Genomic DNA, 13,455 nt, shown 5'->3' on the forward strand with positions numbered 1-13,455 from the left:
TGGCAGGGTTTAACCCCCAAATAAATTTTTTTGTTTTAAAAAATTCAGGATTTTAAGCGTCATAGAGCTTATGGGTAGGGTCTCTAAATCTTTAAGGCTATAAAAACGAACGGAGTTTTTTAAATCCTTTGTGGTGGCAAGGTAGAGGTTTAAATTGAGCTTGAATTTAGTGTGGCTGTGCTTGATAGCGCCTAAAAAGGGGAGTTTGAATTCTAAATTTTCTTTTAGATTGGGGAAATGGTGCATCCCCAAATAGAGTTTTTGCTCTATTTTTTCTAAAGCGATTTGGTTATTTTGGATCACAACGCCTAAGTAACGCTCTTCTTGAATGATCTCTTGTTTTTTCTTAAGCGTGTGTTTTTCTAGGTGGTTTTTACCCAAACAATAAGGATTGAAAGGGCAAATCGCGCATTTGGGTTTAGGGGAGCAGATTAAAGCCCCTAGATCAATTAAGGCTTGGTTGTGATTAAAGCTTTCATTAGGATTGAGAAAGTCATTCGCTTTAATTTGTAAGTCTTTAGCTTGGATATTAGGATCCAAACCAAAAAGCCTTAAAAGTACGCGCTTGACATTAGCGTCCACGCATGCGGTTTTTTCTCTAAAGCCAAAACATAAAATCGCATTAGCCGTGTATGCGCCAATACCGGGGAGTTTTAACAGGCTTTGATAGTCATTAGGTAGCTGTGAGTGGTGTTCTTTAACGCAAATTTCAGCGCTTTTTTTTAAATTTTTAGCCCTTGAATAATAGCCAAGCCCTCGCCATAACAATAAAACCTTCTCTAATTGAGCGTTCGCTAAGTCTTTTAAAGTGGGGAAAGCTTCTAAAAAAGGGGAATAAAAACGCTCAACCACCGTGTTGATTTGGGTTTGTTGGCTCATCACTTCGCTGATATAGACTTCATAAGGGGCGTTAATGCCCTTTAAATTCCTAAAAGGTAAATCCTTTCGCCCACATTCTTCATACCATTTTAAAAGGGCGTTGTGTAAAGTTTCCAACTACAACCACCTAAAAGCGATGAATTTGACCCAAGGCGTGCACACGCTTAAAAACACGATTAAATACAAAAAGCCAAAAATAAACCCCCATTTCCAAAAATCCTTGCTTTGAATATACCCGCTCCCATAATAAATGGTGGATGGGCCTGTGCCATAGGGCGTTAAAATCCCCATAATCCCTAAAGAAAGCATTAAAAACAAGCTCAATTCTTGCAAATTGACCCCTTGAATGTGCGAACCAATCCCTACAAAAAGAGCGAACAACGCGCTCACATGAGCGGTGATGCTAGCGAAAAAATAATGCGACAGATAAAAAAGAGCGACGATAAACAATACCGCTATTAACGGATCCAAGTGAGCATGCTCTAAAAAATTTTGAGCCGCATTGCCGATAAAATTTAAAAAACCCACATTTTTAAGCCCGCCAGCCATTGTGAGCAGCGATCCCAACAATAAAAAAATATTGAACGCGCTCTTGTTTTTAATGATATCTTCATAGCTTACAATCTTACAAAACGCCATTAACACCATGACAATCAAAGCCGTCGCGCTCGCATGCAAGCCTAAAGATTTGCCAAAAATCCAACCCAATAAAGCCAATAAAGTGAGACTGAGCATTGAAATTTCTTTTAAAGAAAACCTCCCCATGCTTTCTAATTCTTTTTTAGCCCACAAACTCACTTCTTTTGAGCCTTTTAAGGTGGGTTTGCAGGTTTTATACGCCAATAAAGGCACCAATAAGATTAAAACCACCCCACAAGGCAAGAACGCTAAAAACCACGAAAACCATGAGATTTCATTCACGCCCATTTTGGTAGCGATCTCCATTGCTAGGGGGTTAGGGGCGAGCGCGGTTAAAAACATGGACGAAGTGATGCAAGTTGAAGCCAAAGCGACCCACATCAAATACGCGCCGATTTTGTTAGGGTTATTACTAGGAGTAGAACCCATTAAGGGCGGGATAGAAGAAACGATCGGATAGAGTATGCCCCCACTTCTAGCCGAATTGCTAGGGATAAAGGGGGCTAGACACAATTCGCTCAAACTGATCGCATAGCCTAAACCTAAAGGGGTTTGCCCTAAAAATCTAATCAGTAAAAGAGCGATCCGTTTCCCTAACAAGCTTTTTTCATACCCTAAACCCAAAATGAAAGCGACAAACACAAGCCACACCGTTTTATTCGCATACCCGCTCAAACCCCACGAAATGGCCTTATTAGCGCTCGCTACTTCATTACTTGCTCCAATTTTTAACGCTATACACAACACTAACGCGCTCAACGCTATCAAACCTGATGGCACCGGCTCTAAAATTAGCCCTATAATCATGCCCATGAAAATACAAAAATAAAGCCATGCGTTAGGGTTTAACCCATCCGGTGCGCCTAAAAAATACAATAATGCTGCGATGAGAAAAGGGGCAAAGATTGAGAGGGTTTGTTTAATCATGTTTAACCTTTAGCCAAAGATAGTAATAATTTGGCTTAAAAATATCATTCAAATGGGATTGAGTTATTACAATGTTACAGAAAAAGATTAAAAATTAAGCTTTTTGAAAAAGATAAAATTTTATAATTATGTTTGTCTTTGTTGAATTTACTACAAATAGGAGTATTGCATGCAAGAAAATGTGCCTTTGAGTTATGATTATTCCATTAGCAAATTGTTTCTTTATGCGATGATCGCTTTTGGGATAATAGGCATGTTAATAGGGATCGTGTTAGCCTTTGAGTTATCCTTCCCTAGTTTGAACTACATTGCAGGGGAGTATGGCGTTTTTGGCCGCTTACGCCCTTTACACACGAATGCGGTGATCTATGGTTTCACTCTTGGAGGGATTTGGGCGAGTTGGTATTATATCGGTCAAAGGGTACTTAAAATCACTTATTACCAACACCCCTTTTTGAAAATTGTAGGGTTATTGCATTTTTGGCTCTGGATTCTTCTTTTAGTCCTAGGGGTTATTAGCTTGTTTGCTGGTCTTACTCAATCTAAAGAATACGCCGAATTGATGTGGCCTTTAGATATTATTGTGGTTGTGGCATGGGTGTTATGGGGGGTTAATATGTTTGGGAGCATGAGCGTTAGGAGGGAAAATACCATTTACGTGTCTTTGTGGTATTACATCGCTACTTATGTGGGTATAGCGGTGATGTATATCTTCAATAACCTTTCTATCCCCACCTATTTTGTCGCTGATATGGGGAGCGTTTGGCATTCTATTTCTATGTATTCAGGCAGTAATGATGCGCTCATTCAATGGTGGTGGGGGCATAATGCGGTCGCTTTTGTCTTTACGAGTGGGGTGATTGGCACGATTTATTATTTCTTGCCTAAAGAGAGCGGCCAGCCTATCTTTTCTTACAAACTCACTTTGTTTTCTTTTTGGAGTTTGATGTTTGTTTATATTTGGGCGGGCGGGCACCATTTGATTTATTCCACCGTGCCTGATTGGGTGCAAACCCTTTCTAGCGTGTTTTCAGTGGTGTTGATCTTGCCTTCGTGGGGGACAGCGATTAACATGCTTTTAACGATGAGAGGCCAATGGCACCAGCTCAAAGAAAGCCCTTTGATCAAGTTTTTAGTTTTAGCCTCAACTTTCTACATGCTTTCCACGCTAGAAGGATCCATTCAAGCCATTAAAAGCGTGAACGCCTTAGCCCACTTCACCGATTGGATCATAGGGCATGTGCATGACGGCGTGCTTGGTTGGGTAGGCTTCACTTTGATTGCGAGCATGTATCACATGACCCCTAGGCTTTTCAAAAGAGAGATTTATTCAGGGAGGCTTGTGGATTTCCAATTCTGGATCATGACTTTAGGGATTGTGCTTTACTTTTCGTCCATGTGGATTGCAGGGATCACGCAAGGGATGATGTGGAGGGATGTGGATCAATACGGGAATCTCACTTACCAATTCATTGACACGGTTAAGGCGCTAATCCCTTATTACAATATTAGAGGCGTTGGGGGTCTTATGTATTTTATTGGATTTATTATTTTTGCTTACAATATCTTTATGACAATCACGGCAGGCAAAAAATTAGAGCGTGAGCCCAATTACGCCACGCCTATGGCCAGATAAGGGAGGTTGAAGATGTTTAGTTTTTTAGAAAAAAACCCATTCTTTTTCACTCTTGCGTTTATTTTCGTGTTTTCTATTGCAGGCTTAGTGGAGATTTTGCCTAACTTTTTCAAATCCGCTCGCCCGATTGAAGGCTTACGGCCTTATACGGTTTTAGAGACAGCGGGGAGGCAAGTTTATATCCAAGAAGGTTGCTATCATTGCCATTCCCAACTCATTCGCCCTTTCCAAGCTGAGGTGGATCGATATGGCGCGTATAGTTTGAGTGGGGAATATGCGTATGACAGGCCATTTTTGTGGGGCTCTAAAAGGATTGGCCCTGATTTGCACAGGGTGGGGGATTATCGCACAACCGATTGGCATGAAAAGCACATGCTGGATCCTAAAAGCGTTGTGCCGCACAGCATCATGCCCGCCTATAAGCATTTATTCATAAAAAAGAGCGATTTTGACACCGCTTACGCAGAAGCTTTGACGCAAAAAAAGGTTTTTGGCGTGCCTTATGACACCGAAAACGGCGTGAAATTAGGGAATGTGGAAGAAGCGAAAAAGGCCTATCTAGAAGAAGCTAAAAAAATCACAGCCGACATGAAAGACAAGAGGGTGCTAGAAGCGATTGAGAGAGGTGAGGTCTTAGAAATCGTGGCTTTGATCGCTTATTTGAACAGCTTGGGTAATTCCAGGATTAACGCTAATCAAAACGCTAAATAAGGGGTGAATGATGGATTTGGAAAGTTTGAGAGGTTTTGCGTATGCGTTTTTTACCATTCTTTTTACGCTCTTTTTGTATGCCTATATTTTTAGCATGTATAGAAAGCAAAAAAAGGGCATTGTGGATTATGAGCGATACGGGTATTTAGCGTTAAATGATGCTTTAGAAGATGAGTTGATTGAACCACGCCATAAAGAAGTTCATGATAAAGGCATAAAGGAAAGTTGAAATGGATTTTTTAAACGACCATATAAATGTTTTTGGCTTGATTGCAGCGCTTGTGATTTTAGTTTTAACCATCTATGAATCCAGTTCGCTCATTAAAGAAATGCGCGATAGCAAATCTCAAGGTGAGCTCATGGAAAATGGGCATTTGTTTGATGGGATAGGGGAGTTTGCCAACAATGTGCCAGTAGGTTGGATCGCAAGCTTTATGTGTGTGATTGTGTGGGCTTTTTGGTATTTTTTCTTTGGGTACCCGCTGAGCAGTTTTTCTCAAATCGGGCAATACAATGAAGAGGTTAAAGCGCACAACCAAAAATTTGAAGCCAAGTGGAAGCATTTGGGTCAAAAGGAATTGGTGGATATGGGTCAAGGCATCTTTTTAGTCCATTGTTCGCAATGCCATGGCATCACCGCTGAAGGCTTGCATGGGAGCGCTCAAAATCTGGTGCGTTGGGATAAAGAAGAGGGCATTATAGATACCATTAAGCATGGCTCTAAGGGCATGGATTATCCCGCTGGGGAAATGCCCGCTATGGAAATGGACGAAAAAGACGCTAAAGCGATTGCAAGCTATGTGATGGCAGAACTTTCTAGCGTTAAAAAGACGAAAAACCCTCAACTCATTGATAAAGGTAAGGAGCTGTTTGAAAGCATGGGTTGCACAGGTTGTCATGGCAATGATGGTAAGGGCTTGCAAGAAAATCAAGTGTTTGCGGCCGATTTGACCACTTACGGCACAGAGAGTTTTTTAAGAAACATCTTAACGCATGGCAAAAAGGGCAATATAGGGCATATGCCATCATTCAAGTATAAAAACTTTAGCGACTTGCAAGTTAAAGCGTTGCTCGAATTTATCCAATCGCTAAAACCCTTAGAAGATTAAAGGAAAAGAGATGAAATTTTTAAACGGATTAGCAGGGAATTTACTGATTGTGGTTATCTTATTGTGTGTGGTCGTTTTTTTCGCGCTCAAAGCGATCCATATCCAAAAAGAGCAAGCCACCAATTATTACCGCTATAAGGATATTAACGCTTTAGAGACAAAAAGCACCCAAAACCACGCTAATTATGAATTAGTCAATCAAGGGAGTAAAAAATGAAATTCACCACTTTAGAAAAAATCTTAGCCTTAATGGTAGTAGTGACCATTTTAATGACCATTGTTATTTCTTTTGTGCCTAACTTGTTTTTGTTTAGCACATGAAGGGCTTATGGCTTGTAATCTCTTTAGCTTTTGTTGGTTTTTTGTGGGCTAATGAATCTTATGTTTTTAACAATTCTAAGGGGCGTTTAACGGAAAAAAGCGTTTGGTTTATAGAGGGCGTTTCTAAAGAGCTTTATCTTAAAACCGGCGTGCGTTTTGCGATTGATATGACGGATTTTGAAAAAAATCCTATCGCTCTAGCGAATAAAAAAGAGCGCCAAAGCTATCAAGAGGGCTTTTTAAAGCAGCTCAAACCCCCTTTTGTGGTATTCTTTTTCTATCATGACGCTCAAAAAATAGAATTGGTGGCTAACCCTAAAGATTTGCTAGACACTGATAAAATCTTTTTTGAAAAAATCGCTCCCTTACTCCCCACAAACGCCAAAGAATACACGCCTCAAAGGATTTCAGCCATGCTCATTAACGGCTATTCGGTCGCAGTAGACGCTTTAGCGGAAAAATATCGTGTGAATATCGTGCAAAATTTTAACGCTCCTAAGGGAGCGACTTTTGTAAAAGTCATCATCTATATTTTATTATTGACGCTTTTAGGGGCGTTTTTGGGGCTTTATTTTTTTAAAAAATCTTAAGAGGGAAAATCAATGAAAGAAAAAAACTTTTGGCCTTTAGGGATCATGAGCGTGCTTATTTTTGGGCTTGGGATCGTGGTGTTTTTGGTGGTGTTTGCCCTAAAAAATTCGCCTAAAAACGATTTAGTGTATTTTAAAGGGCATAACGAAGTGGATTTAAACTTTAACGCCATGCTTAAAACCTATGAAGATTTTAAAGCTAATTATCGTTTTTCAGTGGGTTTAAAACCCCTTACAGAAAGCCCTAAAACCCCTATTTTGCCCTATTTTTCTAAAGGCACGCATGGGGATAAAAAAATCCAAGAAAACCTTTTAAACAACGCTTTGATTTTAGAAAAGTCCAACACGCTTTATGCGCGATTGCAACCGCTCAAACCCGCTTTAGATTCGCCAAATATTCAAGTGTATTTAGCTTTCTATCCCAGCCAATCACAGCCCAGATTATTAGGAACGCTTGATTGCGCAAACGCATGCGAGCCTTTAAAATTTGATTTGTTAGAGGGCGATAAAGTGGGGCGCTATAAGATCCTTTTTAAATTCACTTTTAAAAACAAAGAAGAATTGATTTTGGAGCAACTGGCTTTTTTTAAGTAGCATGGCTTGTATGGGTATATCAATTTTAAAAAACGCTAAAGCATTTTTTAAATACAAAAAATAAAAGAGCTTGCGAAAAAACAAGCGATAATTTTTAAAAAGCGGTCTTTGCGGGTTAGGGGGATTAGGGGTTGTAGGGGGGATTTCAAAATACCCCCTATTTCCTTAAAAAAATGAGCTTATAATAAAGGGATCAAAATCCCATTTTTAAAAATTAAAGAGTGATCCAAAACAAACAAAAAACCCCCATAAACTCGCATCAATTTATTCTAAAAATTTAAAAAACCTTTCTTGTTGTAACGCTCTTTTTAAGGAGGTTACAAAAATTAAAATGGCGCTAGCTTTTAAAAAAGTTTGTTAAATTGTGAGACAATTAAGAGAGCATGGGTTTTGGGGATTTGAAACCTTGAAAACGCTCGGATTTTTCAAATTAACTCGCTTTGCGCAGTCGTTTAGAAATCGGTTTTTATTGTTGCCTTGAGTGGATTTTTTGGCTAATTAAGTTTTTTGTTTTGTGAGATAAAGAGCGATTAAAGTAAGACTTTTAGTTATCAGTATTTGATGATAAAAAGCCTGAATTTTCTATCCAAATGGGTATAATAATCGCATGGGTTTTTTAAAAGTTTTTAAACATGACGCCTTGGGGCAAATAGGGAATATTGTTATAGGGAATTTTTTAATCACGCTCACTGTTTTAGCGGTTTGTTTTTCCTCTCAAAGTGCTGAAGAAACGACCATGCTCACCCTAAGCTACACGCTCTTTTTTATCTTGGGGGCGTTTTTACTGATTGCAATCAGCGTGGGAGCGATCAAAAATCTCAACGCGCTTTTTTCTAAAAGAGGGGTTTTAAGCTTTTCCTTACCCATTAGTTTGGAGTCTTTATTGCTCCCTAAAATCTTGCTCCCTATGGTGTTTTTTATATTCAGTTTGTTCTGGTTTGTGGCGAGCGTTCGTTTGGGCTATTACCTTTTTAACGCGCAATCCAGTGTGTTGTTTATCTTGCACACCGCTTTAAAAACCTTTGCGTTAAAACCCACTAAAACTATAGGCGTTGCCCTGTTTTTAGGGCTTGTTTTAATGAAATTCTTATTTGTTTTGAGCGTTTTAAACGCTGCTAGGATCAAAAAAGCGCGTTTTTTACTCGGGGGGTTGTTGTTCATTCTGGTGGGGGTTGTTTTGGAATTGGCGTTCAATTCGTTACTGCCCTTAATGAGCTCTAGTTTGAGCATCAATGAGGGATTTTATTATTTCTTGCAACAACAAGAATTGCAAGAAAATAAATACTATCTTTTATGGGGGGTAGATTTTTTAAAAATCCTTTTATTGTATGGGGTGATCCGTTACTTGCTCACGCATAAATTAGAATTGGATTAAGAAAAGCGGTATTTTAAATATTCATCAGTGAGCAAGCAATCTTTAGTCTTTAACGAGTTAGCATAAAACCCATGCTGATAGCCCAATTCAAAAAGCTTGTCTATGGCGAGAATTTGAGTCTCGCTTAAGTGCGTTGAAGTTTCATTCGCATACAAGCTTAAATAAGTTTGTAACCGCTCTTTATTCACACGAATGAGCGAGCGCTCTAACAGCATGCTAGAGAGCAAATTTTGGTGTTTTAAAGCGATTTCAACCGCTTTAATCAAAGCCTTTTTAATCAAAATCGCGCGATACAAAGGGATGGATCGCCTAATCGCCATGCCCCCTAAAGGCAAGGGTAAATCCACTTCAATGAGTTCTTTCCAAATATCCCACAATTCTTTTTCCACTTCTAATTCATCATGGAAATCCAAAATATTTTCATGGATTAGCACGCCTGCATGTGCTTTTCCTTCCAAAACCGCTTTTTCAATGTCTAAAAAATTCATGTAAGCGATGCGCGCGTGTTTGTAATAGATCTTAAACAAGAGGGCGTTTGTGGTGTGTTCCCCACTGAGTGCGACTCTAAAATCTTTTTTCAATTTCACGCCCTTTTTTTTCACTAATTTAGGCCCATAGCCATTCCCAAAGCTTGTCGCTGTGGGGAGTAAGGCGTAATCGTTCGCAATTTTAGGGTATAGCCCGAAACTAATCGCGCTCACATCATAAGTGTTTTTTAGGGCTTCTTGGTTTAGGGTTTCAATATCCAGGGCAATGTTGTGGAATGTTTTATTTTTAATGGGGCAATCTATCCAACCAAACTTAATCGCATAATACATGAAAATATCATCAGCATCAGGGCTATGAGCGACACTAATCAAAGTAAAATCCTTTTGTGATAGGGTAAGTCCTTTTATTATAATAGATTTTAGGCTAGGATTTGATAGAATAAACAAATCAAATTCAATAAGGTGATTTAATGGCAATAGATGAAGACAAACAAAAAGCGATTTCTTTAGCGATCAAACAAATTGATAAGGTTTTTGGTAAGGGGGCGTTGGTGCGCCTTGGGGATAAGCAAGTAGAAAAGATTGACGCTATTTCTACAGGCTCGTTAGGATTGGATTTGGCTTTAGGGATTGGGGGCGTTCCAAAGGGTAGGATCATTGAAATTTATGGGCCAGAGTCAAGCGGGAAGACCACTTTAAGCTTGCATATTATTGCAGAATGCCAAAAAAATGGCGGCGTGTGCGCGTTCATTGACGCTGAGCATGCCCTAGACGTGTATTATGCTAAGAGATTGGGCGTGGATACAGAAAATTTACTCGTTTCCCAACCAAGCACGGGCGAAGAAGCCTTAGAGATTTTAGAAACGATCACCAGAAGCGGAGGGATTGATTTAGTGGTGGTGGATTCGGTGGCGGCCCTTACGCCTAAAGCGGAGATTGATGGGGATATGGGCGATCAGCATGTGGGCTTGCAAGCAAGGCTTATGAGCCATGCGTTAAGGAAAATCACCGGTGTTTTGCATAAGATGAACACTACTCTCATTTTTATCAATCAAATAAGAATGAAGATCGGCATGACGGGTTATGGGAGTCCAGAGACCACAACCGGGGGTAATGCCTTAAAATTCTATGCGAGCGTTAGGATTGATATTAGAAGAATCGCCGCTTTAAAACAAAACGAACAGCATATCGGTAACAGGGCTAAAGCCAAAGTCGTTAAAAATAAAGTCGCTCCGCCCTTTAGAGAAGCGGAATTTGACATCATGTTTGGGGAAGGGATTTCTAAAGAGGGCGAAATTATTGATTACGGCGTGAAATTAGACATCGTGGATAAGAGTGGGGCATGGCTTAGTTACCAGGATAAAAAGCTAGGGCAAGGTAGGGAAAACGCTAAAGCCTTACTGAAAGAAGATAAAGTGCTAGCGGATGAAATCACTCTTAAGATTAAAGAGAGTATCGGCTCTAATGAAGAGATCATGCCCTTACCCGATGAGCCTTTAGAAGAAATGGAATAAAAAGGATTTTGATGCTAACCATTAAAGATATTCATGCTTTAGAAGTGATGGATAGTAGGGGCAATCCTACCATTCAAGCCAGCGTGATTTTGAGCGATAACACTAAGGCGAGCGCGATTGTGCCTAGCGGGGCGAGCACCGGTAAAAGAGAGGCGTTAGAATTAAGGGATAATGACAAAACCCGTTTTTTGGGTAAAGGGGTTTTAAGGGCATGCGAAAATGTCAATAGCGTGATCAAACACCATTTAATAGGGCTTGAAGCGATCAATCAAGCCTTTGTGGATGAGAGGTTAAGGGCTTTAGACGGCACGCCTAATTACGCTAATTTAGGGGCGAACGCTGTTTTGGGCGTTTCTATGGCGTTAGCAAGGGCTAGCGCGAAGGCTTTAAATCTGCCATTATACCGCTATTTAGGGGGGGCTAACGCTCTGACTTTGCCGGTGCCGATGCTCAATATCATCAACGGCGGAACGCATGCGAACAATTCCATAGACTTTCAAGAATACATGATCATGCCTTTAGGGTTTGAGAGTTTTAAAGAAGCCTTAAGAGCGAGCGCAGAAGTCTATCACACGCTTAAAAAACTCCTAGATGAAAAGAATCAACTCACAAGCGTGGGCGATGAGGGGGGCTTTGCGCCTAATTTTAACAACAATGTAGAACCTCTTGAAGTCATTTCTCAAGCCATTGAAAAAGCCGGCTATAAATTAGGCGAAGAGATAGCACTCGCTTTAGATGTGGCGAGCAGTGAGTTAGTGGATGAACATTTCAATTACCATTTAAAGGGTGAAAATAAGATTCTAGATTCGCATGAATTAGTGGCTTATTATAAAAAGTTGGTGGCAAAATATCCGATTGTGTCCATTGAAGATGGTTTGAGCGAAGACGATTGGGAGGGTTGGGCGTTTTTGAGCAAGGAATTAGGGCGTCAAATCCAGTTAGTGGGCGATGATTTGTTTGTAACGAACGCAAGCATCTTGCAAAAAGGCATTGAAAAAAACATTGCGAACGCCATTTTGATCAAACCCAATCAAATCGGCACCATTAGTGAAACTTTAGAAACCATAAGATTGGCCAAACACCATGCCTATCAATGCGTGATGAGCCATAGAAGCGGGGAGAGTGAAGACAGCTTTATCGCTGATTTTGCCGTTGCGCTCAATACTGGGGAAATCAAAACCGGATCCACCGCAAGGAGTGAAAGGATCGCCAAATACAACCGCCTTTTGGAGATTGAGCATGAATTAAAAGGGGGGATTTATATCGGTAAAGAGTTGTTTAAGCATGGCTGAAAGCCTTTTTGAAAACGATGGAATCAAAGACAACAAAGCACGAGACTTTTTTTATAGCCATAGCTCCCTTATTGTCTTTTTTCTCTTACTGCTTGGGTTTGGGTATTATTTAGGGAAGTTGCTTTTTGGGGGTTCTTCTTTAGAAGTCTATTTGGATTTAAGAGACAAGCATGAACGATTGCAACAAGAAATCACCGAATTGCAAAGCAAGAATGTGCGTTTGCAAAAGCGTTTGTTTGAATTGAGAGAATTACGGCCTAGAGATTAGATTTAAGGAAATGGTAGTGTTAAAAAAGATGATAGGTTTGGTGGCGGTTTTAAGCGTTTTATTAGCCAGAGACAACCCTTTTGAGCCTGAAATCAATTCCAAGAATTTGCAAGGGGGCTTTAGCGGGATCTATGATGACTACCTCAAAGAAATCCATGTGGATTTGCCCACGAGCGCTAGGATCTTAAAAAAAATCACGCTCACTTACCAGGATATTGATGGCTCTATCCATTCTAAAGTCGTTGGTATTGATAAAAGCATTGATTGGCACTACCCCTTAAAACTTTCCCAGCACACCCTTAATCAAACCCCCTTTGAAAAACGCTACCAGATCCAAGATTTTGATTTTTTAATGGCAAACAACACGATGATTTTGCACTCCCCTTATAAAATTTTACGCTCTTTTGTGCTAGTCAATCCTTATAGAATCGTGTTAGACACGCAAAAAGGCCCTTTGGATATTTATCAAAACATGGATTTAAACCAGAAGTTTTTTTCTCAAATTAAAGTCGGCACGCACAAAGATTATTACCGCATCACGCTCATTTTAGACGGGAAATACCGCTATCTTTTGGAAGAAAAAAACGGGGCGTATGAATTACAATTGAAATAAAAGCATGCAGCATTTAGTCTTAATCGGTTTTATGGGGAGCGGTAAAAGCTCTTTGGCGCAAGAATTGGGGCTGGCTTTGAAACTAGAAGTGCTGGATACGGATATGATCATTAGCGAGAGGGTGGGCTTGAGCGTGAGAGGGATTTTTGAAGAGCTTGGCGAAGACAATTTCAGGATGTTTGAAAAAAATTTGATTGATGAATTGAAAACGCTCAAAACCCCCCATATCATTTCTACCGGTGGGGGCATTGTGATGCATGATAATCTTAAGGGTTTAGGCACAACTTTTTACCTCAAAATGGATTTTGAGACCTTGATTAAGCGTTTGAATCAAAAAGAAAGGGAAAAACGCCCCCTTTTGAATAACCTCACTCAAGCCAAAGAGCTTTTTGAAAAACGCCAAGCCCTCTATGAAAAAAACGCCTCCTTTATCATTGACGCAAGGGGTGGTTTAAATAATTCTTTAAAACAAGTGCTACAATTCATCGCATAAATTTTT

Annotated in this window: 16 protein-coding genes; 13 read left to right on the forward strand and 3 right to left on the reverse strand. The window is 40.0% G+C overall.

Going from position 1 to position 13,455, the window contains the following annotated elements; genetic code table 11:
• Nucleotides 1–9: 9 nt before the first annotated feature.
• Nucleotides 10–996, reverse strand: a complete 987-nt coding sequence (locus tag CS889_RS00760) for an adenine-specific DNA glycosylase (protein WP_089086536.1) — start codon at nucleotides 994–996, stop codon at nucleotides 10–12.
• Entirely contained in the window at nucleotides 997–2,445 is a 1,449-nt protein-coding gene (locus tag CS889_RS00765; protein WP_089086537.1) for a DASS family sodium-coupled anion symporter, read from the reverse strand.
• 169 nt (nucleotides 2,446–2,614) lie between these two features.
• Between CS889_RS00765 and ccoN the strand changes: the two genes are divergently transcribed.
• The 8 genes from ccoN (at nucleotide 2,615) to CS889_RS00805 (ending at nucleotide 8,781) form a co-directional block, all read left to right on the forward strand.
• Complete coding sequence (gene ccoN, locus CS889_RS00770; RefSeq protein WP_001157629.1) at nucleotides 2,615–4,081, forward strand: cytochrome-c oxidase, cbb3-type subunit I; 1,467 nt, start codon at nucleotides 2,615–2,617, stop codon at nucleotides 4,079–4,081.
• 12 nt (nucleotides 4,082–4,093) lie between these two features.
• Nucleotides 4,094–4,792 carry a cytochrome-c oxidase, cbb3-type subunit II gene (gene ccoO, locus CS889_RS00775; RefSeq protein ID WP_000490808.1) on the forward strand — a complete coding sequence of 233 codons (699 nt, stop codon included), beginning with the start codon at nucleotides 4,094–4,096 and terminating at the stop codon, nucleotides 4,790–4,792.
• A gap of 10 nt (nucleotides 4,793–4,802) precedes the next feature.
• Nucleotides 4,803–5,021, forward strand: coding sequence for a cytochrome c oxidase, cbb3-type, CcoQ subunit (locus CS889_RS00780; protein ID WP_001876875.1), 219 nt, complete (start codon nucleotides 4,803–4,805; stop codon nucleotides 5,019–5,021).
• A 1-nt stretch (nucleotide 5,022) separates the two neighbouring features.
• A complete protein-coding gene (ccoP, locus tag CS889_RS00785; protein WP_089086538.1) occupies nucleotides 5,023–5,901 on the forward strand; it encodes a cytochrome-c oxidase, cbb3-type subunit III in 879 nt (292 codons plus the stop codon).
• A gap of 10 nt (nucleotides 5,902–5,911) precedes the next feature.
• Nucleotides 5,912–6,118: a DUF4006 family protein gene (locus CS889_RS00790; RefSeq protein WP_000670520.1), complete on the forward strand. Its 207-nt coding sequence runs from the start codon at nucleotides 5,912–5,914 to the stop codon at nucleotides 6,116–6,118.
• 100 nt (nucleotides 6,119–6,218) lie between these two features.
• Entirely contained in the window at nucleotides 6,219–6,812 is a 594-nt protein-coding gene (locus CS889_RS00795) for a hypothetical protein (protein WP_089086539.1), read from the forward strand.
• A 12-nt stretch (nucleotides 6,813–6,824) separates the two neighbouring features.
• Nucleotides 6,825–7,406 (forward strand): hypothetical protein, encoded by a 582-nt coding sequence (locus CS889_RS00800; RefSeq protein ID WP_089086540.1) that lies wholly within the window; start codon nucleotides 6,825–6,827, stop codon nucleotides 7,404–7,406.
• Between the two features lie 607 nt (nucleotides 7,407–8,013).
• Nucleotides 8,014–8,781: a hypothetical protein gene (locus CS889_RS00805; RefSeq protein ID WP_089086541.1), complete on the forward strand. Its 768-nt coding sequence runs from the start codon at nucleotides 8,014–8,016 to the stop codon at nucleotides 8,779–8,781.
• On the opposite strand, the gene CS889_RS00810 is transcribed toward CS889_RS00805, so the two are convergent.
• Nucleotides 8,778–9,641 (reverse strand): menaquinone biosynthesis family protein, encoded by an 864-nt coding sequence (locus tag CS889_RS00810; RefSeq protein WP_089086542.1) that lies wholly within the window; start codon nucleotides 9,639–9,641, stop codon nucleotides 8,778–8,780. The genes CS889_RS00805 and CS889_RS00810 overlap by 4 nt on opposite strands.
• Nucleotides 9,642–9,739: 98 nt before the next feature.
• On the opposite strand from CS889_RS00810, the gene recA reads away from it, so the two are divergent.
• Genes recA through CS889_RS00835 form a run of 5 tightly spaced genes read left to right on the forward strand, consistent with a single transcriptional unit; the run spans nucleotide 9,740 to nucleotide 13,449 of the window.
• On the forward strand, nucleotides 9,740–10,783 hold the full coding sequence (recA, locus tag CS889_RS00815) for a recombinase RecA (protein ID WP_089086543.1): 1,044 nt from the start codon (nucleotides 9,740–9,742) through the stop codon (nucleotides 10,781–10,783).
• Between the two features lie 11 nt (nucleotides 10,784–10,794).
• Nucleotides 10,795–12,075, forward strand: coding sequence for a phosphopyruvate hydratase (gene eno, locus CS889_RS00820; RefSeq protein ID WP_089086544.1), 1,281 nt, complete (start codon nucleotides 10,795–10,797; stop codon nucleotides 12,073–12,075).
• The gene (locus CS889_RS00825) at nucleotides 12,068–12,343 is read left to right on the forward strand and encodes a hypothetical protein (RefSeq protein WP_000841059.1); all 276 of its coding nucleotides are present in this window, start codon (nucleotides 12,068–12,070) and stop codon (nucleotides 12,341–12,343) included. Before eno ends, CS889_RS00825 begins: the two co-directional genes overlap by 8 nt.
• Nucleotides 12,344–12,359: 16 nt before the next feature.
• Nucleotides 12,360–12,956: an AMIN domain-containing protein gene (locus CS889_RS00830; protein ID WP_172825144.1), complete on the forward strand. Its 597-nt coding sequence runs from the start codon at nucleotides 12,360–12,362 to the stop codon at nucleotides 12,954–12,956.
• Nucleotides 12,957–12,960: 4 nt separating this feature from the next.
• A complete protein-coding gene (locus CS889_RS00835; RefSeq protein WP_001951229.1) occupies nucleotides 12,961–13,449 on the forward strand; it encodes a shikimate kinase in 489 nt (162 codons plus the stop codon).
• Nucleotides 13,450–13,455: the final 6 nt, after the last annotated feature.

It is taken from the genome of Helicobacter pylori (genome assembly GCF_900120335.1).
Taxonomy (GTDB): Bacteria; Campylobacterota; Campylobacteria; order Campylobacterales; family Helicobacteraceae; genus Helicobacter; species Helicobacter pylori_BU.

Bases quoted from the DNA above. Each gene is read 5' to 3' on its own strand.
- CS889_RS00765 (WP_089086537.1), bottom strand. From the start codon at position 2,445: ATGATTAAACAAACCCTCTCAATCTTTGCCCCTTTTCTCATCGCAGCA.
- ccoN (WP_001157629.1), top strand. From the start codon at position 2,615: ATGCAAGAAAATGTGCCTTTGAGTTATGATTATTCCATTAGCAAATTG.
- ccoO (WP_000490808.1), top strand. From the start codon at position 4,094: ATGTTTAGTTTTTTAGAAAAAAACCCATTCTTTTTCACTCTTGCGTTT.
- CS889_RS00780 (WP_001876875.1), top strand. From the start codon at position 4,803: ATGGATTTGGAAAGTTTGAGAGGTTTTGCGTATGCGTTTTTTACCATT.
- ccoP (WP_089086538.1), top strand. From the start codon at position 5,023: ATGGATTTTTTAAACGACCATATAAATGTTTTTGGCTTGATTGCAGCG.
- CS889_RS00790 (WP_000670520.1), top strand. From the start codon at position 5,912: ATGAAATTTTTAAACGGATTAGCAGGGAATTTACTGATTGTGGTTATC.
- CS889_RS00795 (WP_089086539.1), top strand. From the start codon at position 6,219: ATGAAGGGCTTATGGCTTGTAATCTCTTTAGCTTTTGTTGGTTTTTTG.
- CS889_RS00800 (WP_089086540.1), top strand. From the start codon at position 6,825: ATGAAAGAAAAAAACTTTTGGCCTTTAGGGATCATGAGCGTGCTTATT.
- CS889_RS00805 (WP_089086541.1), top strand. From the start codon at position 8,014: ATGGGTTTTTTAAAAGTTTTTAAACATGACGCCTTGGGGCAAATAGGG.
- recA (WP_089086543.1), top strand. From the start codon at position 9,740: ATGGCAATAGATGAAGACAAACAAAAAGCGATTTCTTTAGCGATCAAA.
- eno (WP_089086544.1), top strand. From the start codon at position 10,795: ATGCTAACCATTAAAGATATTCATGCTTTAGAAGTGATGGATAGTAGG.
- CS889_RS00825 (WP_000841059.1), top strand. From the start codon at position 12,068: ATGGCTGAAAGCCTTTTTGAAAACGATGGAATCAAAGACAACAAAGCA.
- CS889_RS00835 (WP_001951229.1), top strand. From the start codon at position 12,961: ATGCAGCATTTAGTCTTAATCGGTTTTATGGGGAGCGGTAAAAGCTCT.